At 65.5% G+C, this 25,152-nt stretch carries 22 protein-coding genes; 14 read left to right on the forward strand and 8 right to left on the reverse strand.

Translation table 11 applies throughout. The features are described 5' to 3' along the window. Positions 1-198: 198 nt before the first annotated feature. A complete protein-coding gene (locus CSQ91_RS28015; protein ID WP_099390237.1) occupies positions 199-1,152 on the forward strand; it encodes a hypothetical protein in 954 nt (317 codons plus the stop codon). 164 nt (positions 1,153-1,316) lie between these two features. Here CSQ91_RS28015 and CSQ91_RS28020 read toward each other — a convergent pair whose 3' ends face one another. Both CSQ91_RS28020 and CSQ91_RS28025 read right to left on the reverse strand, forming a co-directional pair. Continuing rightward, a complete protein-coding gene (locus CSQ91_RS28020) occupies positions 1,317-3,770 on the reverse strand; it encodes a hypothetical protein (protein ID WP_099390238.1) in 2,454 nt (817 codons plus the stop codon). A gap of 125 nt (positions 3,771-3,895) precedes the next feature. Beyond that, positions 3,896-4,909, reverse strand: coding sequence for a serine/threonine protein kinase (locus tag CSQ91_RS28025; protein ID WP_099390239.1), 1,014 nt, complete (start codon positions 4,907-4,909; stop codon positions 3,896-3,898). Positions 4,910-5,011: 102 nt separating this feature from the next. Between CSQ91_RS28025 and CSQ91_RS28030 the strand changes: the two genes are divergently transcribed. From CSQ91_RS28030 to CSQ91_RS28055, 6 genes are all read left to right on the forward strand, one after another. After that, positions 5,012-5,710 carry a UPF0149 family protein gene (locus tag CSQ91_RS28030; RefSeq protein ID WP_034785080.1) on the forward strand — a complete coding sequence of 233 codons (699 nt, stop codon included), beginning with the start codon at positions 5,012-5,014 and terminating at the stop codon, positions 5,708-5,710. A gap of 78 nt (positions 5,711-5,788) precedes the next feature. Beyond that, entirely contained in the window at positions 5,789-6,709 is a 921-nt protein-coding gene (locus CSQ91_RS28035; RefSeq protein WP_099390240.1) for a LysR family transcriptional regulator, read from the forward strand. Positions 6,710-6,825: 116 nt separating this feature from the next. After that, positions 6,826-8,349 (forward strand): MFS transporter, encoded by a 1,524-nt coding sequence (locus CSQ91_RS28040; protein ID WP_099390241.1) that lies wholly within the window; start codon positions 6,826-6,828, stop codon positions 8,347-8,349. 27 nt (positions 8,350-8,376) lie between these two features. Continuing rightward, the gene (locus tag CSQ91_RS28045; RefSeq protein ID WP_034785075.1) at positions 8,377-9,447 is read left to right on the forward strand and encodes an HlyD family secretion protein; all 1,071 of its coding nucleotides are present in this window, start codon (positions 8,377-8,379) and stop codon (positions 9,445-9,447) included. Beyond that, positions 9,444-10,883 (forward strand): efflux transporter outer membrane subunit, encoded by a 1,440-nt coding sequence (locus CSQ91_RS28050; RefSeq protein ID WP_099390242.1) that lies wholly within the window; start codon positions 9,444-9,446, stop codon positions 10,881-10,883. The genes CSQ91_RS28045 and CSQ91_RS28050 overlap by 4 nt, the downstream gene beginning before the upstream one ends. After that, positions 10,880-11,314: a hypothetical protein gene (locus tag CSQ91_RS28055; RefSeq protein ID WP_180278532.1), complete on the forward strand. Its 435-nt coding sequence runs from the start codon at positions 10,880-10,882 to the stop codon at positions 11,312-11,314. The genes CSQ91_RS28050 and CSQ91_RS28055 overlap by 4 nt, the downstream gene beginning before the upstream one ends. Positions 11,315-11,323: 9 nt before the next feature. On the opposite strand, the gene CSQ91_RS28060 is transcribed toward CSQ91_RS28055, so the two are convergent. The 5 genes from CSQ91_RS28060 to CSQ91_RS28080 all read right to left on the reverse strand — a co-directional run bounded on the left by CSQ91_RS28060 (position 11,324) and on the right by CSQ91_RS28080 (position 16,272). Then, positions 11,324-12,112: an ATP-binding cassette domain-containing protein gene (locus tag CSQ91_RS28060; protein ID WP_099390243.1), complete on the reverse strand. Its 789-nt coding sequence runs from the start codon at positions 12,110-12,112 to the stop codon at positions 11,324-11,326. An 8-nt stretch (positions 12,113-12,120) separates the two neighbouring features. Continuing rightward, positions 12,121-13,173: a FecCD family ABC transporter permease gene (locus CSQ91_RS28065; protein WP_099390244.1), complete on the reverse strand. Its 1,053-nt coding sequence runs from the start codon at positions 13,171-13,173 to the stop codon at positions 12,121-12,123. Further along, entirely contained in the window at positions 13,170-14,096 is a 927-nt protein-coding gene (locus CSQ91_RS28070) for a heme/hemin ABC transporter substrate-binding protein (protein WP_099390245.1), read from the reverse strand. Before CSQ91_RS28070 ends, CSQ91_RS28065 begins: the two co-directional genes overlap by 4 nt. Next, complete coding sequence (locus CSQ91_RS28075) at positions 14,084-15,169, reverse strand: hemin-degrading factor (RefSeq protein WP_099390246.1); 1,086 nt, start codon at positions 15,167-15,169, stop codon at positions 14,084-14,086. Before CSQ91_RS28075 ends, CSQ91_RS28070 begins: the two co-directional genes overlap by 13 nt. Positions 15,170-15,372: 203 nt before the next feature. Further along, positions 15,373-16,272, reverse strand: coding sequence for a DMT family transporter (locus CSQ91_RS28080; protein ID WP_034785067.1), 900 nt, complete (start codon positions 16,270-16,272; stop codon positions 15,373-15,375). A 230-nt stretch (positions 16,273-16,502) separates the two neighbouring features. Between CSQ91_RS28080 and gcvA the strand changes: the two genes are divergently transcribed. Together gcvA and CSQ91_RS28090 are read left to right on the forward strand one after the other, a co-directional pair. Next, positions 16,503-17,447 carry a transcriptional regulator GcvA gene (gene gcvA / locus CSQ91_RS28085; protein ID WP_034759349.1) on the forward strand — a complete coding sequence of 315 codons (945 nt, stop codon included), beginning with the start codon at positions 16,503-16,505 and terminating at the stop codon, positions 17,445-17,447. After that, positions 17,444-17,788 carry a hypothetical protein gene (locus CSQ91_RS28090; RefSeq protein ID WP_099390247.1) on the forward strand — a complete coding sequence of 115 codons (345 nt, stop codon included), beginning with the start codon at positions 17,444-17,446 and terminating at the stop codon, positions 17,786-17,788. Before gcvA ends, CSQ91_RS28090 begins: the two co-directional genes overlap by 4 nt. 138 nt (positions 17,789-17,926) lie before the next feature. On the opposite strand, the gene orn is transcribed toward CSQ91_RS28090, so the two are convergent. Further along, a complete protein-coding gene (gene orn / locus CSQ91_RS28095) occupies positions 17,927-18,523 on the reverse strand; it encodes an oligoribonuclease (protein WP_170846480.1) in 597 nt (198 codons plus the stop codon). Between the two features lie 56 nt (positions 18,524-18,579). Here orn and CSQ91_RS28100 point away from each other — a divergent pair, with 56 nt between their 5' ends. From CSQ91_RS28100 to CSQ91_RS28120, 5 genes are all read left to right on the forward strand, one after another. Next, positions 18,580-19,860 (forward strand): M48 family metallopeptidase, encoded by a 1,281-nt coding sequence (locus CSQ91_RS28100; protein ID WP_099390248.1) that lies wholly within the window; start codon positions 18,580-18,582, stop codon positions 19,858-19,860. Further along, positions 19,857-20,222 (forward strand): 4a-hydroxytetrahydrobiopterin dehydratase, encoded by a 366-nt coding sequence (locus CSQ91_RS28105; RefSeq protein ID WP_099390249.1) that lies wholly within the window; start codon positions 19,857-19,859, stop codon positions 20,220-20,222. Before CSQ91_RS28100 ends, CSQ91_RS28105 begins: the two co-directional genes overlap by 4 nt. After that, entirely contained in the window at positions 20,219-21,124 is a 906-nt protein-coding gene (rsgA, locus tag CSQ91_RS28110) for a ribosome small subunit-dependent GTPase A (protein ID WP_034785059.1), read from the forward strand. The genes CSQ91_RS28105 and rsgA overlap by 4 nt, the downstream gene beginning before the upstream one ends. Before the next feature lie 281 nt (positions 21,125-21,405). Further along, positions 21,406-21,822 carry a hypothetical protein gene (locus tag CSQ91_RS28115; protein ID WP_070259691.1) on the forward strand — a complete coding sequence of 139 codons (417 nt, stop codon included), beginning with the start codon at positions 21,406-21,408 and terminating at the stop codon, positions 21,820-21,822. 236 nt (positions 21,823-22,058) lie between these two features. Next, entirely contained in the window at positions 22,059-24,908 is a 2,850-nt protein-coding gene (locus CSQ91_RS28120; protein ID WP_257217508.1) for an ATP-binding protein, read from the forward strand. Positions 24,909-25,152: the final 244 nt, after the last annotated feature.

Genomic DNA, 25,152 nt, shown 5'->3' on the forward strand with positions numbered 1-25,152 from the left:
CCTCCCGCCCGCCCGCCATCGATGTATTTTCAACAAGAAAATATTGGCGCGCATCACGCATTCCCGCTTTCTTATACACTTGTGACAAGTCCTGGCTAAACAGTTTACAAATGTAGTCAATGTGCAAGATTCTTGCGCAATCGCATGGCATTTCGCCAGCCTATCGTTAGCGTGTATTCACCCATCAATGGAAACGTCATGCGCATGCCATTCACCGTCCTGGCGCTGCTGGCCGCCTCGCTCCCCCTGTCCATCCACGCACAGGACTTGGCCGGCATGGCCGGTTCCCTGAAAGTCAACTCGACCAACGAGCGCACCTTTGTCGGCGCCATCAGCTACACGCAGCCGGTGGGCAATTACAACGCGGTGAGCCTGTCGTATATCAACGAGGGGCATCCTGAAGACCATCACCGCGACGGCATGGCGGGCCAGGTGTGGCTGCGCACGAAAAATGTGGAACAGGGCCTGATGCTGGGCGCCGGCATCGGCCGCTACTTCTTCTTCGACACGGCCAAGACGGACGATGCACCGCACAATTTCGACAATGACCATGGCTGGGGCTCCATCGCCAGCCTGCAGGCGCGCTGGCAATTCGACAACCGCTGGTATGCCTTGGCCCAGGTCAACCGCATCCGCCCCAGCGGCAAGGACACTACCACGCACCTGCTGATCGGCGCCGGCTACCGCTATGACGGCGTGCCGGGCGCCAAGCTGCACTTGCAGAACTGGGCGCACGACGACACCTTGACCTTATCGACAGGCCACACCATCGTCAACAGCTTCCGCTCCGAGTCCTCGCGCCCGTTCACCGTGGAATACCGGCGCGCGGCGGGAAAATACGTGGACTGGAGCGCCACGCTCATCGACGAAGGCAGCACGGCGCTGGCGCACCGGCGCGGCGCGGCCGCCCAGTTGTGGCTGATCCGCTCGCTCAACGAAAAAGTGGAATTCGGCATGGGCGCCGGCCCGTACGTGGCGTGGGACGGCCGCGACACGCAAGGCCACAGCACGCGCCTGACGGGCTTGCTGTCAGCCGTAGGCCGCTACCACGTCAACCGCCGCTGGGTGGCGCAAGCGGCGTGGAACCGGGTGGTGACGGATTACCACCGCGATGCGGATGTGTTGCTGGTGGGGGTGGGGAGAAAATTCTGATGGAAAAACGTAAAAAATCTTCTCTTCCACTAAAGTAACGATATCGAACAAAACCGTAGCGAGCGGCAGTGATTTGTGGCTGAGAAGCGCAACCGTACTTCCAGTACGGTGAGCATCGCCAGCCGCAAAGCGCGCCGCGCAGTAGGTTTGGTTCGGTATCCTGCCTAGCGTGAGCGCCAGACAGCGCCTGCGGATTCATTCGGCTGCGTCAAGCGCTCGATCACTTCGCGCGTCAAACTGGCCGAGCTGACCTGTTCTGCTTTCGCGCGGGCGGCGCTCAAGGAGCTGGAAAACGCGCTTTGCGGCTGCTCCAGGCTGGCGCGCAAGGCGGCCAGTTCGCGCTCTTGCTGCTGCGCGCGCGCCGTTTCCAGGTCCAGCAATTGTTGCTTGGCGATGGCCATCGCGCGTGTCGTCTCGGCCGCCTTGCGCTGCAGGGCGGCATGAGCCTGGGCACTGGCCAGCAAGGCTTGCTGCGCGGCGAGCTTCTCGCTGGCCGCCTGCTGCGCGGCCAGTTCCAGCTGCTCGCGCTGGCGCATGGCTTCCAGCGCCTGCTGCTCCATGGCGGCGCGCGCTTCGGCAGCCGCCGTCGCCTGCTTTTCCGCTTCCAGGCGGCCGGCAATGGCTTGCGAGGCGCGCTCTTCGGCACTGCTGGTCTGGCGCTGCTGCACCAGCTTCTGCGCGATCAGGGCCAGCGACTCGCGCTCGGACGCGACGAAATCGCGCTCGGACGCCAGCAGCGCATCGGCAGCTTGCGCCTTGTCTTCTTCCACGCGGGCGCGCTCGGCATGCACTTGTCCCAGTTCCACGGCCAGGCGCGCCTGCGCCTGCACGGCTTGCGCGGCGGCGGCTTTCTGCTCGCCTTCGACCAGCGCCTGATCCATCAAAATACGGATGGCGTCCGCTTCTTTTTGCGCCGCTTCCGTCAAGGCCTGTTCGGCCGCATGCTGGCCGCGCAGCAGTTCCGCTTGCGCGCCTTCGGCGGCGATGCGTTCCTGCGCCGCGTTGAACGCCAGCGCTTCCGCTTCCAGTTTCTCTTTCAAGGCGGCGATGGCGGCTTGTTCGGCGGCCAGGCGCTCCTGCTCCGCCTGCAGCAGCTGCTCTGCCTGCTGCGCTTTTTCCTGTGCCAGTTGCGACGCCTGTTCCTGCGCGGCCAATGTCGCCCGGCCGGCATCGACCTCGGCCTGCTCGGCTTCGTTCTGGCTGGCGGCCAGTTCCGCGGCCTGGCGCGCCAGTTCGGCCCGTTCGTGCGCCAGGCTGGCGGCGCGCTGCTGCTCTTCCAGTTCGCGGGCTGCCGCCACGGCGGCGGCCTGCTCGGCCGCTTCGCGTGCCTTGGTTTCTTCGAGGGCCGCCGTTTCCGCTTCCAGCTTGGCGTGGCCGGCGATTTCCGCATCCTGTTCGGCGGCGACGCGGGCCAGCGCCACGGCGCGCAGCTGGCGGTCTACCTCGATGCGTGCTTCGGTGGCGGCCAGGATACGCACGTCCGCATCGCGGCGCGCCTGCGCGCTGGCCACGGCGACCATTTCCAGGCGCTCGCGGTGGATGGCCGCGTCGCGCAGTTCCTTTTCCGTCTGCAGGCGCAAACGCAGCGATTGCGCCGCATGGCGTTCCGATTCCGCCTGCGCCAGGGCGATGGCTTCGCGTTCCTGTTCCAGGTGCGCCAGCGCGCGCGCTTCTTCCAGGGCGCGCACTTCGGCGGCGGCGCGGTTGAAGGCCGATTCCAGCGCGATCTGGTCGGCGCGCTCGCGCTGCACCGTCAAGTCCAGCGCTTCGCTTTCCGCTTCGGCCAGCATCTGCGCCGTCTGGCGCGCACCATGCGCATGGCGCTCGCGTTCACGCGCCAGCACGGCGACTCTTGCATCGGCCGAGGCGATGCCCACCATTTCTTCCTTGGCTGCCTGCACGGCGGCGACGCGCTCGACGGCCTGCAGGCGCGCCTGCTCCGTCTGCACCTGCAATTCTTCGGCGGCGCGGGCGGCCTGTTCGGCCAGTTCCGACTGCACGGCCACCTGCTCGCTGGCGCGCAAGCGGCTTTCCTGTTCCGCGCGCGAACGCTGTTCGGCGGCCAGGCGGATTTCATTGTCCGACTCCACGCGGGCGCGCAGTTCCGCCGTCTCCTGCTTGACGGCTTCCAGGCGGGCCACGCTGGCTTGCGCGGCAGCGCGCATGGTGTCGAGACGTTCGCGGTTGGCGGCAATCGCTTCTTCGGCTGCCTGTGCATTTTGCTGTGCGGCGGCGGCGGCGGCGGCGTCGATGGCGGCGCGGTCCTCGGCCAGCGAGCGCACGCGCGCCTCGGCCAGCGCGCGGCTTTCGGCGGCGCAGGTGGCCTTCGCTTCCGCTTCCACGCGGGCAATCGCCTCGTGGATGGCTTTCAATTCCATTTTCTGGCGTTCGGCGGCCGGTGCCTTGCCATCAACGTCGGCTGCCGGCTCGGCTTGCGGCTCGGGCATCGCGGCGACGGGAGCGGCAAGAGCGGCAGGAAGCGGCGCTGGCGCATCGGCCTTGCGCTCCAGGTCCTTGAAATCATGCAGCGAGACCATGCTGTCCTGGTCGAACTCGTCGTCGGCGGAATACGCGACGGTGAGGGAGGCGGCCTGGCGCTGATTTTGCTGTGCTTGCATGATTTCTCGCTTATTCGGGTGAATTCCGTTGCTTATGGGAATTTATTAGCACCATTATCGAGTAAGCACATGCAAATCAGCACTGCAAGAAGAGCGACTTTTACCACGCTTTTCGGGCGTTTAGGTCAAATGGGCCAGAGCGGCGCCTCATCCATCAGGGCAACCTGCTCCCTGAGTTCCAGGATGCGGTCCTGCCAGTAGCGCTGCGTGTTAAACCACGGGAAGGCGACGGGGAAGGCGGGATCGTCCCAGCGGCGCGCCAGCCAGGCCGAATAATGGATCAGGCGCAGGGTGCGCAGCGCTTCGACCAGATACAGCTGGCGCGGGTCGAAATCGCAAAAGTCTTCATAGCCGGCCAGGATGTCGCTCATCTGGCGCACCATGTCGCCCCGCTCGCCCGACAGCATCATCCACAGGTCCTGGATGGCCGGACCCATGCGGCTATCGTCGAAATCGACGAAATGGGGGCCGGCATCCGTCCACAGCACGTTGCCGCCATGGCAATCGCCATGCGTGCGCAGCAGGGCCACGTCGCCCGCGCGGTCATAGCAGCGCTTGACGCCATCGAGCGCCTGCTGCGCCACGCTGGAATACGCGGCCAGCAGCTCGGGCGGCAGGAAATTGCCCTCCAGCAGGAACTCGCGCGGCTCGACGCCGAACGTCTGGTGGTCGAGCGCAGGCCGTTCCTTGTACGTGGACAGCGCACCGACGGCGTGGATGCGGCCGATGAAGCGCCCTATCCACTCCAGCGTCGCCGGGTCGTCCAGCTCGGGCGCGCGGCCGCCGTGGCGGGGAAAGACGGCAAAGCGGAAGCCCTGGTACTGGTGCAGGGTGCTGCCATGGATTTCCAGCGCCGGCACCACCTGGATTTCGCGCTCGACCAGCTCGGACACGAACGCGTGCTCTTCCAGGATGGCCGTATCGCTCCAGCGCGCGGGACGGTAGAACTTGGCCACCAGGGGCGCGCTGTCTTCGATGCCCACCTGGTAGACGCGGTTTTCATAGCTGTTCAGGGCCAGCAGACGGCCATCGCCGCGCAGCCCCACGCTGTCGAGGGCGTCGAGCACGCAATCGGGGCTCAGGGCGGAAAAGGGATGGACGGGCCGGTCGTCCTCGTGCGGCTGGTTTTCATTGTGCATAAGCGACATTGTAAGGCGCGCGCGGGCCGCCGGTGCAAACACTTAGGTGAGGAAGCGCCGCTAGGCGTATACTGTCTGCTTACATTCAATAAAGAGCAAGCCATGCAACTCGAACAGCCATTATCAGAAAAAGAATTCGACGAATTAGACCAATTCCTGTTGTCGGAGCGCTGCTCCGAAGACGCGATGACCATGGATATGCTGCACGGCTATCTGACGGCCGTCGCCATCGGCCCGGAACCGATCATGCCGGCCGAATGGTTGCCGCGCGTGTGGGGCGAAGATGCCGAAGATGCGCCGAAATTCAAGAACAGCAAGGAAGAAGAGCGCATCGTCAACCTGATCATGCGCTTCATGAACGAAGTGCTGGTGACGTTTGAAGTGGCGCCGAAGGAATTCGAAGCCCTGTTCGTCGAACACGACTACGAAGGCCAGACCCTGATCGACGCCGAAGCCTGGTGCTGGGGCTTCTGGGACGGCATGGAGCTGCGTCCTGGCTCGTGGAACGAAATCTGGGATTCCGAAGTGGCCGAGCTGATGCAGCCGATCTACCTGCTGGGCGCCGACGAAATCAAGGAAGAAGAGCTGAAACTGGTGGAAGACCCGGTCAAGGCGCACAAGCTGGCGCAGGAACTGGAAGCGAACCTGCCGGCCATCCACCGTTTCTGGGTCCCGCGCCGCAAGGCTCCCGTGCAGACCATGAAGCGCGAAGAGCCGAAAGTGGGCCGCAACGACGACTGCCCTTGCGGCAGCGGCAAGAAGTTCAAGAAATGCTGCGGCGCCGAGCCGGCAGCCGAGTAATCCCGCAGTAGCATCACTGTCTGCGCCGGCGTCCTGCCGGCGCAGCGCTGGCGCTGGCCCCCGGGCTATAATCGCCGCATGAAACTCCCTGACCTGAACCTGCTCATCGCCCTCGACATCCTGCTCGAGGAAGGCAGCGCCGTTGCCGCCGCGCGGCGCATGAATTTGAGCGCGCCGGCCATGAGCCGCACCCTGGCGCGCATCCGCGACGCCATCGGCGACCCCGTCTTCGTGCGCTCCGGGCGCGGTCTGGCGCCCACCCCGCGCGCGCTGGAATTGCGCGAGCAGGTGCGTGGCGTGGTGGAACAGGCGCATGCCATCTTCACGTCGGGCCGCGAAGTGGACTTGCGCACGCTGGAACGCACGTTCAGCCTGTGCGCCAACGACGTGTTTGTCGGTTCCTACGGCGGCAAGCTGCGCGACCTGCTGGCCCGCCATGCGCCGCACACGGTGCTGCGCTTCGTGCCAGAGGGCGATGGCGCCACGGAAAACGACGCCCTGCACGCTGGCCGCATCGACCTGTACATCAGCGCGCGGCGCGCCTTCGCGCCCGACATCAAGCTGCAGCAGCTGTTTACCACCGGCTTTGTCGGCATCGCCCGCAGCGACCACCCGATCTTCGACGGCCCCATCAACCTCGACAGCTTTACCGAATACGAACATATCAGCGTCTCCCGGCGCGGCCTGGCGCGCGGTCCCTTCGACACCATCCTGGCCGAGCGGGGCTACACGCGCCGGGTCTCGCTGATCAGCCCCAACTTCCAGTCCGCCATCTTCGCCGTGGCCGATTCGCGCCTGCTGCTGCCGCTGATGCCCACGCCCCTGCTGGCCATCGTCGAGCGCCTGGGCTTGAAGCTGCGCACCTTCCAGCTGCCCATCCCCGTCGACAGCGTGGAAGTCTTCCAGGCCTGGCACCCGCGCCTCGACCACGACCATGCGCACCGCTGGCTGCGCCGCATGATCAAGGAGCTGTGCGACGGCACGCCACCCGACGCTTAGGGTCTGAGCCCGCAATCATTGCGCCAGACGCAATTCAGAATTCATTAATTATCAATTTTCACAAGATTGACGGCTACCTATACTGCGTGGACTGATCCTCATCCACGGAGTTCCCTGTGTCTGCTGTCCCCCTTCCTGGCGCCGCCCCCGCGGCCGCGCCGCCCGCGCCTCCCATCTTCGGACTGCGCCTGGCCACGGGCCTGGCTGGCGTGCTGCTGGCCGTGCTGGTATCGGGCCTGAATGAAAACATCACCAAGGTCGCGCTGGCCGACATCCGCGGCGCCATGGGCATCGCGCGCGACGACGCCAGCTGGCTCGTCGCCCTGTATGCGGCCGCCTCGGTCTCGGCCATGGCATTCGCGCCGTGGTGCTCCGTCACCTTTTCGCTGCGCCGGCTGACGGCCACCGCCATCATCGTCTGCATGGCCGCCGGCGTGCTGTGCCCGTTCGCGCCGAACCTGTCCGTGCTGATGGTCCTGCGCGTGGTGCAGGGCGCGGCCGGCGGCGCCCTGCCGCCCATGCTGATGACGGTGGCGCTGCGCTTCCTGCCGCCGAACATCAAGCTGTATGGCCTGGGCGGCTATGCGCTGAGCGCTACCTTCGGTCCCAGCCTGGGCACGCCGCTGGCCGCCTTCTGGACCGAGTACCTGGGCTGGCAATGGGCCTTCTGGCAAGTCGTCCCGGGCAGCATCGTCGCCCTGCTGATGGTGTCCTGGGGCTTGCCGCAAGACCCGCTGCGCCTTGAGCGCTTGCGCCAGTTCGACTGGCGCGGCCTGCTGCTTGGCCTGCCCGCCATCAGCATGCTGGTGGTGGGATTGCTGCAGGGCGAACGCCTGGCGTGGTTCGCCTCGCCGCTGATCTGCGTGCTGCTGGGCGGCGGTCTGTTGCTGCTGGTGCTGTTCTTCATCAACGAGTGGTCGCACCCGCTGCCGTTCTTCAAGCTGCAGCTGCTGTCGCGGCGCAATCTCAGCCATGCCCTGCTGACCCTGGGCGGCGTGCTGTTCGTGCTGCTGGCCGTGATCCTGATTCCCTCGTCCTACCTGGCGCAGGTGCACGCTTACCGCCCGCTGCAAACGGCGCCCGTGATGCTGATGGTGGCGCTGCCGCAGTTGATCGCCCTTCCGCTGGTGGCCGCCCTGTGCAACATCCGCGCCATCGACTGCCGCTGGGTGCTGGCCATCGGCCTGGCCCTGCTGGCCCTGTCCTGCGTGCTGGGCGCGCGCATGTCGCCGGACTGGATACGCACGCATTTCTACCTGCTGCAAGCGGTGCAGATCTTCGCGCAACCGATGGCCGTGATTCCCTTGCTGCTGCTGGCCACCACGGGCCTGGCGCCGCAGGATGGCCCGTTCGCCTCGGCCTGGTTCAACACCATCAAGGGAATGTCGGCCGTCGTCGCCACCGGCGTGCTCGATGCGCTGATCACGCGCCGCAACCATTTTCATTCGACGGTGCTCAGCGAACGCCTGGGCAACCTGCCGGCCGGCGTGGACATGGCGGGAATTGCGCAGCGCATGCATGCGCAAGTCGTCACCCTGACCTCGTCCGACCTGTACCTCACCGTGGCCGCCATCGCGCTGGCCATGATTGTGATCATTCCCATCCTGCCGACGCGCGTATTCCCTCCGCGCGCCGCCTGATTTCTATTGTTACGAAAGAGCTTTACCATGCAAACACCCATACTGCGCTCGCGCGCATTTCTTCTCGGCCTGGCACTGCTGGCCTGCGCCCTCGCCTTTTGCGCCTGGCAACTGCTGTTCGCCCGTGGCGACGAACAAGCCACCGACGACGCCTTTGTCAGCGCCGACTACACCGTGCTTTCCCCCAAGGTGGGCGGCATCGTGCGGGAAGTGCTGGTGGAAGACAACCAGACTGTCAAGGCGGGTCAGCTGCTGGCCCGCATCGACGACCGCGACTACCAGGCCGCCGCCGCCTCGGCCCGTGCCGAGGTAGCCGGCGCCGAAGCGCAACTGGCGAATGCCCGCGCCACCTTGCAGCGCCAGCAATCGGTGATCGAACAAGCCAGCACCCTGGTCGACGCCAACCAGGCGGAAGACAAACTGGCGCAGCAGGAACTGGCCCGCTCGCAGCACCTGGCTGGCCAGGGCGCGGGCAGCGTGCAGAACGCGCAGCAGGCGCAATCGCGCTTCGACGTGAGCCGCGCGCGCCTGGCGCAAAACCGCGCCGCTCTCGTCGCCACCCGCAAGCAGACGGAAATTTTGCAAGCGCAGCAAGGCGCGGCCGAAGCGGCCTTGCTGCGCGCCAGCGCCAGCCTGCAACGGGCCGAACTGGATCTGTCGCATACGCAGCTGCGCGCTCCCATCGACGGCATCGTCGGACGCCGCATCGTGCGCGTCGGCGCCCTGGTGGCTCCCGGCGCCAGCCTGATGGCCGTGGTGCCCCTGAACCGCAGCTTTGTCGTCGCCAACCTGCAGGAAACCCAGCTGACCCACGTGCGCCAGGGCCAGCGCGCCAGCATCGCCGTCGACGCCTATCCGGGCGTGCTTCTGCACGGCACGGTACACAGTATCGCGCCCGCCACGGGCGTGACGTTTGCCGCCATCGCGCCGGAAAACGCCACCGGCAACTTCACCAAGGTGGTGCAGCGCATCCCCGTCAGGATCGCGCTCGATCCGGGCCAGGATGGCGACGCCCGCCTGCGCGTGGGCATGTCGGCCGAAGTGCGCATCGATACGGCCATGCGCCGTCAACATCTGCAACAGGTGAGCGCGCGATGAAAGCATGGATACTCTTCACGGCCCTGGGCCTGGCCGGCTGCGGCAGCGTCGGCACCGATTTCCAGCGCCCGCACCATGATCTGGGACAGCAATGGCGTCAGGCGCAGGATGCCCGCTTCGCCGCACAGCAGGATGGCGCCATCGAGCAGCGCTGGTGGGACAGCTTTGGCGATACCACCCTGTCGTCACTGCTGCAGCGTGCCGCCGGCGCCAACCTCGACGTGCTGGCGGCCGCCAGCCGGCTGGAGCAAAGCCGCGCCGCGCGCGGAGTCATCGGCGCCGCGCAAGGCACGTCGCTGGGTGCGAATGGCGGCTACAGCCGCGCGCGCAACAGCGAACAGGGCTTGAGCGACCCGTCGCGCAACAATGGCCAGTCCGCCTACAACCTGTGGCAAAGCAACCTTGACGCAGCCTGGGAACTGGACCTGTGGGGCCGCGTGCGGCGCGAAGTGGAAGCGGCCGATGCACGCGTCGACGTGGCAGTGGAAACGCAGCGCGGCGTGCTGCTGGCCGTGCTGGCCGAAACGGCGCGCGACTACATCGAGCTGCGCGGCGCGCAGCAGACGCTGGCCATCACGCAGCAGCTGCTCGATATCGCCCGCCATACCTTGAACCTGACCCGCATCCGCCTGCGCGAAGGCGCGGCGACGCAGCTCGACGAGGCCGAGGCGGCGGCCCATGTCGCCACCATCGAAGCGCGCCTGCCGCCGCTGCAGCAGCGCGAAGCGCGCCTGGGCAATGCCCTCGCCCTCCTGCTGGCGCTGCCGCCGCAAGGCTTGCGGGCGGAACTGGCGGCGGGCAAGGACATTCCCGCCATGACCATGCAGGTGCAGCTGGGCGTGCCGAGCAGCCTGGCCGAACGGCGGCCCGACATCCGCCGCGCGGAAGCGCAGCTGCACGCGGCCACGGCCGCCATCGGCGTGGCGCAGGGAGATTTTTATCCACGCATTACGCTCTCGGGCAGCATCGGCCTGCAAGCGATGCAGCTATCCGACATCGGCTGGGACGCCAGGCGCTTCGCCTTCGGCCCCGGCTTCAGCCTGCCCCTGTTCGATGGCGGCCGCCTGCGCGGCAACCTGCAACTGCGCGAGGCGCAGCAGCAGGAAGCGGCCATCGCCTATCGCCAGACGGTGCTGGCCGCCTGGCACGAGGTGGAGGATGCGCTATCTGGCTACCAGGCCAACGCCCGCCGCCAGGCCAGCCTCGATGAAGCCGTCAAGCAGGGACGGCGGGCGCTGGGCAGCGCGGAACTGCAGTACCGCCAGGGCGGCACGGACCTGATCAACGTGCTGCATGTGCAAAACACCTTATTGAACAACGAAGCGGCGCTGGTCGACAGCCGTGCCACCGCGTCGCTGTCGCTGGTCCAGGTCTACAAGGCGCTGGGCGGCGGCTGGCAAGCATTTTCAACCACCTCGCAAGGAAGCACGCCATGAAACCGAATCCCGCACATTTCTCCATCCACGACGTCAGCGACTTTCCCGTCGTGCGCTTTCGCCCTGAAACGGCCGTTACCGGCTATGCCCCGCTTTGGGAAAACGACATGGACGCCCTGCTGCGCCATGGCGAACCGTTCGTCATGCTGTTCGAAGAGGAACGCAGCGATGAAGCGCACATCGACCGCAAGCGGCGCGGCCTTTGGCTCAAGCACAACAAGGCAGCGCTGGCCGCCATTTGCCGGGGCCTGGTATCGGTCGAGGCGGACGCGGAACAGCGCGCACGCCTGCAGGCGATGGCGGCCGGCGCCATGAAAGCCTTCGGTATCCTGCAGGAGGTGGCGGCCACGCGCGAACAGGCCGAGGCCCTGATGGTATGGCTGCTGGGCAGCGGCCAGATGGCGCGGCCGCGCACGGCGGACGTGTGGTGAGTGAATGGGTCAGGCGACCCTGCGGACGGCGCGTCTGGCAGGGATGACGCACACGTCGCCATCGCTGCTGGTCGCCGTCGTCAGGGCGATGCCGTACAGCGCGGCCAGGGCCGGCACGGCGCCGGCATCGCTGGCGATATCGGCCACCAGCTGGCCCGAACGCACCAGCAGCAGCCGCTCGAAGCCCAGCAAGGCGTGATTGATGTCGTGCAGGATGGCGATGACGGCGTGGCCGCGCGCGGCGCAAAACTGCTGCAGGCTATCGAGCAAATCGAACTGCAGGCCGGGATCGAGCGCCGCCAGCGGTTCGTCGACGAGTATCAAGCCATCCTGTACGTCCCACATCTGCGCGAAGATGCGCGCCAGCTGCACCCTGGCCTGCTCGCCGCCGGACAGGGTATCCAGGCGGCGGCCCAGCAAATGCCCGGCGTGCGCCAGGGTAGCCGCGTCCTGCACGATCCGCCCCAGCTGCGGGTCGACCAGGCGCGCCACCCGTCCCAGGCCGATCACCAGCTCGCACTGCAGTCCGAAGGCCACGTTCGAGCCCTGCGGCAGGACGGCGCGGCGCCGCGCCAGGTCGGCCAGCGGCCACTGCGCCAGCGGCCTGCCCGCGAACGCCACCTGGCCCGCCTGCGGGTGCAGTTCACGCGCCATCAATTTGAGCAGGGTCGACTTGCCCGCGCCGCTGGGGCCCAGGATGGCGACGCGCTCGCCGGCCGCGATCCGCAGATTGAACGGGCCGAAATACTGCTGGCCCAGTTGTGTGGTGGCGAAGGAGAGTTCCAGCAGGGGCGTCATGTTCACCTCTAGGCTGTGCCGTGGCGGAAGCGCCGCAACAGCATCAGGAAAAATGGCCCGCCCAGCAAGGCCGTGAAAATGCCGACGGGGACTTCCGCGGGAATGGCCACCGTGCGCGCCAGCGTGTCGGCCAACAGCAGCAGCAAGCCGCCGGCCAGCATCGCCAGGGGCAGGACGCGGCGCTGGTCGGCGCCCAGCCAGGTGCGCACCAGGTGCGGCGCGATCAGGCCGATGAAGCCGATGCCGCCGCACCAGGCGACGGCAAAGCCCGTCAGCACGGCCACCAGCACGATGACCTGCGTGCGCAGCCGGCCCACATCGATACCCACGTGCAGCGCCTGCGCCTCGCCCAGCGCCAGCGCATTCAATGAGCGCATCAGGAAGCGCGTGGCCCACAGCGCGCCGGCCAGCACAATCAGCAAAGCCGCCACCTGGCGCCAGCTGCCGGCCGACAGCGAACCGAGGGTCCAGAAAGTCAGGGTGCGCAACTGGTCGTCGCTGGCCAGGTAGATGCACAAGCCCATGACGGCCACCGTGATGGCGTTCAGCGCCACGCCCGTCAACAGCAAGCCGACGATGGAGCCGGGAGTGGCCCAGCGGGCGACCCTGTCAAGCAGCACGCAGATCAGCATGGCGCCGGCAAACGCGGCGGCCGGCAGCAGCCACACGCGCAGCTCGGGCGCCACGTGCAGGCTGGCCGCGAAGACGATGGTGGCCGCGCCTGCGCAGGCGGCGCCGCTGCTCACGCCCAGCAGCCCCGGATCGGCCAGCGGATTGCGGAACAGCCCTTGCGTCAGGCCGCCGGCCAGCGCCAGCGCGGCGCCGATCAGGATGGCAAACAGGGCGCGCGGCAAACGGATATGCCATAGCACATACGCGCCGCCGGACAGCGCCTCGTCGCCAGATTGAAACGGTGCCAGCCAGTCGGCCAGGGTCACCGGCACGGCGCCCGCCTGCACGGCGATAACCATGCCGACAAACAGCGCCACGGCCAGCAGCCCGCCAGCGCCCCAGCGTGGCCAGCGCCACGGGGCGACAGACGCCAGGGAGGCCACGTTCATGCCGTCATGGCTTTGGCGAAGGCGGCGTCGAGTTCGGCCAGCGCCTGCGGCATGCGCGGGCCAAAGCCCAGCAGCAGCATGGCTTCCAGCGACACGATGCGGTGCTTGCGCCCGGCCGGCGTCTGCGCCAGGCCTGGCAGTTTCAAGATGCCGTCCACGCCGCCCGATGCCTTCAGCCCCTGGTCCGTGACGAGCACGATGTCGGGCCGCGCGGCGATCACGGCTTCCGGCGTGAGCGGCTTGTAGCCGGCAAAACCGGCCGGTCCCCCCATCACGTTGACGGCGCCCGCATACGCGAGCATGGCGTCGGCGCCCGTCTCGCGCCCGCCCACCATCACCTGGTTGGGCGCATGGGCGAGGATGAACAGCACGCGCACAGGCGCGTGGCTGCGCTGGCGCACTTTGCCCAGGGCGCCGTCCCACTGCTGCTGCAAGGCTTGCGCCAGGCGCGCGGCGGGGTCGGCACGTCCCGTGATCTGGCCCACCTGTTTCACCCGTTCGAGCAAGCCTTCGAATTTGTTATTCGCGTTCAGCACCGCCACCGGCACGCCCGCGTCGCGCACCTGGCGCAGCACCGTTTGCGGTCCCGCTTCCTCGGTGGCGATCAGCTGCGTGGGCGCCAGCGACAGCACGCCCTCGGCCGACAAGGTGCGCGCATAGCCCACCTGCGGCAGCTGTTGCGCCACGGCCGGATACAGCGAGGTGGTATCGACGCCCACCAGTTCTCCCTGCGCCTCGAGCGCATAGACGATTTCCGTCAACGCGCCGCCCACGCTGACGATGCGCCGCGCCTTGACCATCGGCTTGGCCGCGTCGCTGACGGCGGCCAGCACCTGCATCGGCGCAGCCAGCGCCAGCGCTCCCGCCCCCATTTTTTTCAGCGCGATGCGGCGCGCCACGCTGGCGGCGATCATGCGGCGCATAGTTCACCCTCCTGCAGCACCCGCTCGACGACGTTGCGCCATTCGCACAATTCGTGCACGCCCGGCTTGCGTTCGCCAAAGAACATGACGATGGTGTCGCCCTTGGCATCGAACAGCTCCACCGATGTCACCAGGCCATCGACGGTCGGCTTTTTCACCACCCAGGCGCTGGCGATATGGTCTTCGCGCAAATGCAGGTTGAAGCGCTGGTCCAGGACATTGATCCACGGCCCCATCACGGCGATCTTGTGCACGGGCCCCGAATGGATCTGGATCATGCCGGCATTGCCGACGAAGGCCATGATGGCCACCTTTTCGAGGGCGGCATTATTGAGCAGGTCGAGCACGCAGGATTTGTCGAGCTGCTGCACGAAACGCGCCTCGGCCAGGCGCAGGCCTTGCAGGCGCGAGACCGAATATTTTTTCAGCACGGTGAAAAATTCATGCGTGTCGCGCAAGTCGGCCCAGGCGGCGCGAAAGCCGGCCACATCGATCTGCGCGTCGGGCAGTTCCGCCGGCGCCGGCGCCGGCGCCGTCACGGCAATGCCGGCCGCCTGATCCGCATCGGCGAAGCGCGCCACCAGCGCGTCGTAGGCGGCCAGGTCGCTTTGCGGCTTGAGGAAAATCTTGTGCACGGCATGGCCGGCCGCATCGAAAAACTGCAGGCTGCGCTGCACTTCCTTCTCGCCCATCTCGCGAACGGCAAAGCCATGCGCCCACTGGCGGTAAAACACGCGCAGGTCGATATCGCCACCGAGCACCAGGCCCACGTGGTTGTTGTGGCTGGCTTTTCGATACACGCCCGTCTTTTCATGCACGCACGAGGCGTTGCGCGTCAGCGCCATGACTTCACCCAGTGGTTCCAGGGCGGCGATGATGGCGGGCCAGTCGGCCTGCAGGCGCTCGGCGCCCAGCAAGGCGCCATCGGCCAGCGACAGGCCGGCGTGTGCGGCGATCAGCTCGCCTTCGGAAATGGCCAGTTCCTCGGCGATATCGCGGTGGCGGGCTTTCTTTTCGCGACGCAGGCGGGCAAATTCGCCGGCGACCAGCTCGGTATTGCAAATAAGGGGCATGCTCGTCACGGTGTCTCCTTTCAAGGCGAACACTGGCTGGCATGGGCTGGCTGGTGGTGGGGGAATCTTGAAATCAATTATAAATGAGAATCATTCGCAATCAAGTGTTATTTGTGCGCGGCCAAAAAAAAGCGCCGCGGCAGGAAACCCGTCGCGGCGCAAAGGAGACCGATCGGTATTGCCGATCAGTTCAGGAAAAAAGTTCAGGCGCTGGCTTGCACGCCAGGCATGGAAACCGGCTTGGCACTGGGCCGCTGTGCCAGCAAGACCACGGCGGCCAGCACCATGGCACCGCCCAGCAATTGCGTGCCGCTGACGGATTCCTTCAGCAAGGTCACGCCGAACGCCATCGTGATGACGGGCTCAAACGTGGAAATGATGGATGCCTTGGCCGCGCCGATCTGCGCCACGCCGGCAAAGAAGGCGGCAATCGCGATGGCCGTCGAGAACAGGGCGATGGCACTGACAGCCAGCCAACCCGTCGCCGTGCCCGGCAAGGACACGCCTTGCCACAAAGCAATCGCGCTGTTCGACAGGCCGGCCGTGCCCAGGATCACCACACAGGCGGCCAATGGGTGAATATTCTCGCGGCTTTTCGACAGGCTGTTGCCAAACAGGATGTACACGGCGTACACGCCGGCGGCCATCAATGCCAGCGCGATGCCGATGGGCTGGCCCTGCAGCTTGCCGCCCAGGGTGATGGCCATGCCGGCAATGGCCAGCGCCATCAGCACCAGCATGCGCCGGTCCAGCTTTTCCCAGCCCAGCGCCAGCGCGAGGATAGTCACCAGCACGGGATACACGTACAGCAGCATGCCGCACAGGCCGCTGCTGGCATACATGAGGGCATTGAAATAGCCTTGCGACTGGGCCGTGTACATCAGGCCCATCAGCATGTAGCCGGCCAGCAGGCGGCCGCGCGGCAAGCGCCAGCCGCCAAGCCACACGAGCGGCAGCAACAGCATGGCGGCGATGACGAAACGCAAGGCCAGCATGGTCGACGGGTTGACCCCGGACGCATATGCCGCCTTGGCAAACACTGCGGAACTGCCGAATCCGGCGGCCGACAGCAACACCAGCGCAACAGCGCGGCGATCAGACATGACTAACCTCTTTGAGTACACCCGGGCAAACCTGTTGCGCATCGCGACGGTTTTCCCAGGCGTTGTAAATATAAATGCCAAGCAAGGCTGGTAGATGATTCATGCGTGAATCCTATTGCGGGTCACTTCACGCATAGCCGGCATCATATTCGCTTGCGCAAAATGAAACAAACCAATATTCTTCACGGATAGGCCAAATAATACTGAGGCTCAATTCTCTTGAGAATGCCATGTCACGTCCCCTGCCCCCACTTGCCGCCCTGCACGCCTTCGAGGCGGCCGCCCGCCACGAAGGCTTCCAGCGCGCGGGCGAAGAATTGCACGTCTCGGCCGGCGCCATCGGCCATCACGTGAAACAGCTGGAAGCGTGGCTGGGCATCGTGCTGTTCCAGCGCCTGCCGCGCGGCGTGGTGCTCACCAGCGCCGGGCAGCGCTATGCGGCCTCGCTGGGGCCGATACTCAACCAGCTGGCCGACGTCTCCGAGCAGGCGCGGCGCCAGGGCGACGACAAGGTGGTGACGGTGACGGCCACCAGCTCGCTCGTCTCGCGCTGGCTGATGCCGCGCCTGGGACGCTTGCGCGACCGCTATCCGCAGATCGAACTGCGCGTGCTGGCCTCGATGCACCCGGTCGACCTGGCGCGCGATGGCGTGGACGTGGCCATCCGCCTGGGACCGGGCCGCTATCCGGGCCTGAAAGTGGATTTATTGATGGAAGAATGGTTTTCCGCCGTCTGCAGCCCCGATTTCCGCGCCAACGCGGCCAGCCTGCGCCAGCCCGCCGACCTGCTGCGCTACCCGCTGCTGCACGACGAGCCGGAAGTGCACCTGCCCGGCGAAATCGACTGGACGCGCTGGCTGCACAGCTGCGGCGTACATTACAGCGGCAATAGCGGCAACAGCGGCGCGCGCTTTTCGCACACGTATCTGTGCCTGGACGCGGCCGCCAGCGGCCAGGGCGTGGCCATCGCCGCCAGCCCCCTGATCGGCGACGATTTGCGCTCCGGCCGCCTGGTGCGCGTGTTCGAACACGCCGTGCGCGGCCCCCACTGCTATTATCTGCTGCGTTCGCCCCAGGCGGAAACGCGCCCCCTCGTGCACGCCTTCTGCGAATGGCTGATCGCCGAGGCGCGCGCCGACCAGGAAACCGTCTGGCCCACCGTGGAGACAGCATGACGAGCAGGGAACTGGCGCGCAGCGCCCAATATATTGTCCAGCATGAATATGAACACGCCAAGGTGACGGCGGCCGATGGCCGGCAAGCCAGCCTGGGCGAGTTCTATGGCGACCCGGCCGTGGGCTTGATCGATATCCACGAGCAATGGTGCGCCGTGGCGGGCGAGGGATTGGTGCTGTGCCGGCTGGAGCAACCGTTCGGGCAGTGCGTGGCGTATCTTCGCGAACCTGGCGAGACAGTGTGGATCACGGACTTGCGGCAAACGGGACCGTTTGCGCTGGAGTGGCAGGATGAAGACGGCGTTTGGCACACCCTCGATTTTGACTTTGATACGATGTAACAGAACCTTCGCGACGCCTCACAAAACCGTCGCGAGCGGAAGGGAGAGGTGGCTAAGAGGCGCAACCGTACTCTAGTACGGTGAGCATCGCAGGCCGCCTATACCGACGCGCAGTAGGTTTTGTGAGGCGTTTTCAACTTACAATTTGATGAAGTGCTCGCGGTAGTACTTCAGCTCTTCGATCGACTCGAGGATATCGGCCAGCGCAGTGTGCTTCTGGTGCTTCTTGAAACCGGTGGCGATTTCCGGCTTCCAGCGCTTGCACAGCTCTTTCAGTGTCGACACGTCAACATTGCGATAGTGGAAGAATGCTTCCAGCTTCGGCATGCCGCGTACCATGAAGCGGCGGTCCTGGCCGATGGTGTTGCCGCACATGGGCGACTTGCCTGCCGGTACGTATTTCTTCAGGAAGGCGATCAGCTCCGCTTCCGCCTGGGCTTCCGTCACGGTCGACGCCTTGACCTTGTCGATCAGGCCCGAGCGGCCGTGCGTGCCCTTGTTCCAGGCATCCATCTTGTTCAGGGTTTCATCCGACTGGTGAATCACGAACACGGGGCCTTCGGCCAGCAGGTTCAAGTGCATGTCCGTCACCACTACCGCCACCTCGATGATGCGGTCGGTATCGGGCTCCAGACCCGTCATTTCCATGTCGACCCAGACCAGGTTCATCTCATTTGGACGTGCGGGCACCGCGGGTGCGGGGGTGGATGCAGTTAAGTCGGTCGCTTGTGACATAATTCTCTCTTGGCCTAATCAAACTAAATAATCAGCCATTTTCTCACAGGCACAGAATGTATTCACTCGCGTTTTCGATTTTGTTTGTATCCGTCCTCGTTTTGACCCTCGCCGTGCGCTTCTGGCTCGCTTCGCGGCAGATTCGCCACGTGCTGGCGCACCGCGCCGTTGTCCCGCCCGAATTTGCGGAAAAAATCCCGCTGGCCGCGCACCAGAAGGCGGCCGACTACACGGTGGCCAAGACCAAGTTCGGCTTGCTGACCCTGCTGATCAACTATGCCGTGCTGATCGGTTTTACCTTGCTGGGCGGCCTGCAATGGCTGGCGCTGCACCTGAATGAATGGATGGGTCCCGGCTCGCCCATGTTGTACCAGATCGGCCTGATCGCCGCCTTTGCCGCCATTTCCGGCCTGATCGACCTGCCCTTCGACTATTACCGCCAGTTCGTGCTGGAGCAGCGCTTCGGCTTCAACACCATGGCGCGCAAGCTGTTTTTCACGGACATGCTCAAGGGCGTGGGCCTGGGCGCCGTCATCGGCTTGCCGCTGATCTGGGTCGTGCTGACCCTGATGGCCAAGTCGGGCGACCTGTGGTGGCTGTACGCGTGGTTCGTCTGGAGCGGCTTCCAGTTGCTGATGATGGTGCTGTTTCCAACCGTCATTGCCCCGCTGTTCAACAAATTCACGCCGCTGGCCGACGAAGCGCTGAAAAGCCGCATCGAAGGCTTGATGCAGCGCGTCGGCTTCGCTTCGAAAGGCTTGTTCGTCATGGATGGCTCGAAGCGCAGCGCCCACGGCAATGCGTATTTCTCGGGCTTTGGCGCCAACAAGCGCATCGTCTTCTTCGACACCCTGCTGTCGCGCCTGGCGCCGCAGGAAATCGAAGCCGTGCTGGCGCATGAACTGGGCCACTTCAAGCTCAAGCACATCGTCAAGCGCATCGCCATGATGTTCGTCATCTCGCTGGGTTTCCTCGCGCTGCTGGGCTTCCTGAAGACGCAGCCGTGGTTTTACGCGGGCCTGGGCGTCGACCCGGTCGCGCTGGCGCTGACGGGCCAGCCGACGGACGCGCTGGCGCTGCTGCTGTTCATGCTGGCCTTGCCCGTCTTCACTTTCCTGCTGGGGCCGTTGACGTCGCTCAGCTCGCGCAAGCACGAATTCGAAGCCGATGCCTTTGCCGCCACGCACACGCAGGCGGACGACCTGGTGTCCGCGCTCGTCAAAATGTATGAAGACAATGCGTCGACCCTGACGCCCGACCCGCTGCACTCGGCCTTCTATGACTCGCATCCGCCGGCCAGCGTGCGCATCCGCCACCTGAAAGGGGCTGTCACATGAATACGCCATCCACTTCGCAAGACCTGGCCCAACTGTCCTGCACGCCGCGCCAGCAGGCGCTGGGCGACACGGATATCGCCACCCTGCACGCCCTGCTGCCCCAGTGGACGGTGCAAAATGGCAAGCTGTGCCGCGACTTCGGCTTCAAGAATTACTACCAGACCCTGGCGTTCGTGAACGCCCTGGCCTATATGACCCATACGCAAGACCACCATCCGGAGCTCATCATTACTTACAAAACCTGCGCCGTGCGCTACGACACGCACTCGGTCAACCATGGCGCCGGCGGCCTGTCCGAAAACGACTTCATCTGCGCCGCCAAGGCCGACCTTATCTACCAGAGCAGCCAGGTGGCCCCATGAGCGAAGGCAAGTTGACAGGCGTCATCATCGCCGCCCACGGCCGCCATTACCTGGCCGACGTGGACGGCGCCAAGCTGCAATGCGTAACGCGCGGCAAGAAAACCAATGTGGCCGTGGGCGACATCGTGCACCTGACGCGCACGTCCAACGACCAGGCCGTCATCGACCGCATCGAGGAACGCAAGACCCTGCTGTACCGCTCGGACCAGTACAAGTCGAAATTGCTGGCCGCCAACCTGACGCAGCTGTTCATCGTCGTGGCGACGGAACCGGGCTTTGCCGACGACCTGATCTCGCGCTCGCTGGTGGCGGCCGACGCGGCCGGCATCGAAGCGCGCATCATCCTCAACAAGACGGACGTAACCGCTTCGCTGGAGCGCGCGCGGGAACGCCTGCTGCCGTACTCCTCGATGGGCTATCCCGTCGATGAAGTGTCGGCGCGCGCCGAACCGGAGCACGCCGTGGCCACCCTGGCGCCCCTGCTGGCGGGCCAGTCGTCGATCCTCATCGGCCAATCGGGCATGGGCAAGTCGTCCCTGATCAACCTGCTGGTGCCGGACGCGGACATCGCCGTGCGCGAAATCTCGGCCGCGCTCGACACGGGCAAGCACACGACCACCTTTACGCGCCTGTACAAGCTCGACGAACTGGGCGCGAACAGTTCCATCATCGATTCGCCCGGCTTCCAGGAATTCGGCCTGTACCACTTGTCCGAGGGCATGCTGGAACGGGCCTTCCGCGAATTCCAGCCCTACCTGGGCGGCTGCAAGTTCTATAACTGCCGCCACCTGATCGAGCCGCAGTGCGCCATCCTGCAAGCCTTGTCCGAAGGTAAGATCGCCAAGATGCGCCATACCCTGTATGGCCAGCTGCTGCACGAATCGGCGCAAACGCTGTATTAACGCGCCTGGCGCCCGCCATCGGAGCGGGCGCCAAACCGACAAAAACATTATCAACGTGAAATAAACAGAATTAAATTCTGCCGCTCAGCCCGCTTTCCTGCATTCATTCCAAAACCATCCATCGTCCGATTTCGCGTTTCAGCGCCGAATTCCTGCGTTTCATCGCTTTGCGCTGGCATCGCGCAGGCCCGATTGCTACCTTGGCATTGTCCCCGCCAGCGAACCTGCTGGAGACAACATTGGTCTAACTCCAACCAGCATTTTGATCACAAGGTGAAATCATGAAAGCATCGTTCTCGCGTACCCTCGCCCTCGGTAGCGCCGCCCTCGTCCTCGGCCTTTCTTGCCTCAGCGCCAGCGCGCTGGAAATCGGCGACCAGGACAAGGTCCAGATCTCCGGCAAGGTGTATAAACTGGCCCCGCAGGAATTCAGCCAGTACGGCAATCGCTACCAGCTCGACACGGGCGATACCTTGCTGCTGCGCCAGCAAGTCAACCGCTACTTCACGCAAATCAAGGGACAGCCCGAAATAGAGCTGTTCGGCCGCGCGCCCGGCGTCTTTGAAACGGCCAGCGGCACCCGCATGGAATTTCGCAACGATGGCGACGTCATCGCCATTACCGGACTGAACAATATTCCGGGCGCCATCGCCAAGGCTGGCGAAACAGCCAGCACCGTGCACTTCGCCGGCCGCTAGCACAAGCAGTACGGCACAGGCGGCACGGCCATCGCCAGGCTGTCCACGGGGCGTGCATCAGCCGGCAGGGGCTGATGCACGCCCCGCCTGCTTTGCGCCGCCTGAAATGGCGCGCGCAAAAAAATACTGTCGAGTCGGCCAAACAACTGCATCCGAATGCAGCTTACAATGCGATCCAATAAGGTGTCACTGGCCGCGGGCCAACACCATCGCCTTGCGGGAGATTTCGGATGGAAATGTTCGCCCTCGAACATGACATTGCACAGTGGGAAGACACACTGCGACCATTGCGCGCCCTGGAGCGCTTGCCCTTGCTGATGTTGCTGGCATGGCATTTGCGCCAGCGTAACTGCGCACAGGCGCTGCACCATGCAGCCGAAGCGGCAACCTTGTTGCCCCAAGCCCAGCTGCCAGCCCACGCCCTGGCCATCGCGCAGGCGCGCCTGCAACTGGTGCAGGCGGAAGTGGCCTGGCTGCAAGGTGCGCTCGATGCGGCCGAAAGCCTGGCCATGGCGGCGCACGCCATCCTGTGCGCGCATGGCGACGGCGCCGCTTGCGCCGACGCGCACTGGCTGCTGTCCTCGATTGCCGTCGACCGGGGCGACCATGCCCGCTGCGATGCCGAACTGCTGGCCGCTGCCGAACAGGCGCGCAGCGCCGGCGATGCGATGCGCGCCAGCCTGGCCGACGCGGCCACGGCGCGCTGGGCCGTGCTGCGCGATGCGCCGGCCGCCCAAGCGCGCTGGGGCAGCCACTTCCAGGCCGACGGCGCCAGCGGCAAGCTGCCCGCGCCGCTGGCTGCCTGGGTGCATGATTTCCGCGGCTTGCTGGCGCACACTTCGCGCGACCTGGGCACGGCCGCCGGCCACTACATGCAAAGCTACGAAGCGGCGCTGGAAAGCGGCCAGCTGCGCGGCGCCATCACGGCCGCCATCAATATCGGCGACTGCTTCGCCAGCCTCAACGACAACGAATCGGCCCTCGAATGGATGCAGTGCGCGCTGGACCTGGCGCGCCCCACCGGCTGGCCGCGCAGCATCGGCGCCTGCCAGACGCATACGGCCGAAACCATGCGCAAGCTGGGGCGGCTGGCCGCGGCCGAAGACTTGCTGCGCCAGGCGCTGCTCATCCTGGCCCCCGTGGCAGGCGCGCGCACCTATGCCAACGCCCTGTTACACCTGGGTGAACTGAGCCTGGACAAGGGGGACTACGACACGGCACTCGACGCCTTCAGCCGGCTGGCGCAGCGCGCCGAAGCGCTGGGCCAGGCCGATTTCCGCAGCATGGCGCAGCGCGGCAGCGCGCACGCGCTATCCTACCTGGATCGCCCCGATGAAGCGCTGCAGGCGGCCGAACGGGCTTGCCAGCTGGCCACCGCGCAAGGCGACGCCATGCACCAGGTGGCGGCGCTGCGCGTCTTGTCCATGCTGCATGCGCGCCACGAGCTGCCGCCGCCCGCAGGCATGCTGGAACGCAATCCCGCCCTGCATTTCCTGCACCAGGCGCTGCAGGTGGCCGCCTCCATCGAAGGCTATTCGCCGCCCGGCGAACTGCTCGATGCGCTGGCGCGCGAATACGCGCATGCGGGCGACTATGCGCGCGCCTACGATATCGCCCTCGATGCGGGCATGGCGCGTGAAAAAAGCCACACCCAGCAGGCGAGCAACCGCGCTACCGCCATGCAGGTCTACCACCAGACGGAACATGCGCGTTCGGAAGGCTATCACCACCGCGAACTGGCCGCCTCCGAAGCGCGCCGCGCCGAAGTGCTGCAACAGACCAGCGACACCCTGGAACGGCTGTCGGCCATCGGCCAGGAAATCACCACCCACCTCGATGCAAGCGCCGTATTCCAGGTGCTGGACCGCCATGTGCACGCCTTGCTGCCAGTCAACACCTTCGCCGTCTACATGCTCGATCCGGCTGGCACGGCGCTACGCCGCGCACACGGCATGGAAGCGGGCCGCCCCCTGCCCGACAACGCCATTCCACTGAGCAATCCACGCGCCTACTCCGTGCGCTGCCTGCTGGGCCGGCGCGAAGTGTATATCGACCAGGTACCGCCGCGCCGCCACGCCTACACGGTGCCCGGCACCCTGCATAACCAGAGCGTGCTGTACGTGCCGCTGATGGTGGGCGAACGCGTGCTGGGCGTGATGACGGTGCAAGCTTGCCATGCCAACGCGTATGGCGAACGCGAGCGGCTGATCTTCCGTACCCTGTGTGCGTATGGCGCCATCGCGCTCGACAACGCCAGCGCCTACCGGCAATTGCAAGATGCCCAGGCGCAACTGGTATCGCAGGAAAAACTGGCTGCTCTCGGTTCGCTGATGGCCGGCGTGGCGCATGAACTGAATACCCCGATCGGCAACAGTTTATTAATCGCCAGTACCATGCAGCAAAAGACGGAAGACGTGGAACGCCTGATGAACGGCCCCGGCCTGCGCCGCTCGGACCTGGCCGCCTTCATCGACGATGCGAACAAGGCGTCGGCGCTGGTGATGCGCGGCCTGCGCAGCGCGGCCGACCTGGTCAACAGTTTCAAGCAGGTGGCCGTCGACCGCACCACCGAGCAACGGCGCCGGTTTGACTTGCAACAAGTAAGCAATGAAATCATCGCCACCGTCATGAACCGCATCCGCAGTTCGGGCCACCGCATCGAAGTGGAGATAGCCTTCGGCATCGCCATGGACAGCTATCCTGGCCCGTTCGGCCAGGTGATCACCAACCTGATCAACAATGCCCTGCTGCACGCCTTCCACCCCGCGCCCAACGATGGCGGCGCCGGCACGGGCCGCATGCGTTTGTCCGCCACGATGGAGGCGGCGCGCGTGCAGATCGTCTTCGAGGACAATGGCGGGGGCATCGCCGAACAGCATTTGTCGCGCATCTTCGACCCCTTCTTTACCACCAAGCTGGGCCAGGGTGGCAGCGGCCTGGGTTTGTCGATCAGCTACAACATCGTCACGGCCCTGCTGGGCGGCACCATCCAGGTGGCCAGCAGCCCTGCCGGCACCCGCTTCACCCTGGACTTGCCCCTGGTGGCGCCCCAGCTGGACGGCGCTGCGCCCGCCAGCATCTATTAATCCACCGCCCCGTTGCCCGGGCGCAGGCTTGCCTATACAAGTACGCGCCCGGCCAGTCTTTCCAATCTAAAAGCAAAACCCTTATAATTGAACGGCTGAAGTACTTGCCATTGCATTATTTTCAACTTGGCAAACCGCATCCGTACTGCGCGACAGGCGTCGCGCTGGCACCGATCAACACAGCAGCGCGCCGGGCGAGGCAGTCATCAGACGAGATGTTTTACGCTGATGCAACCCGGCGGGA

It is taken from the genome of Janthinobacterium sp. BJB301 (genome assembly GCF_002735685.1).
Classification (GTDB): Bacteria; Pseudomonadota; Gammaproteobacteria; order Burkholderiales; family Burkholderiaceae_D; genus Janthinobacterium; species Janthinobacterium lividum.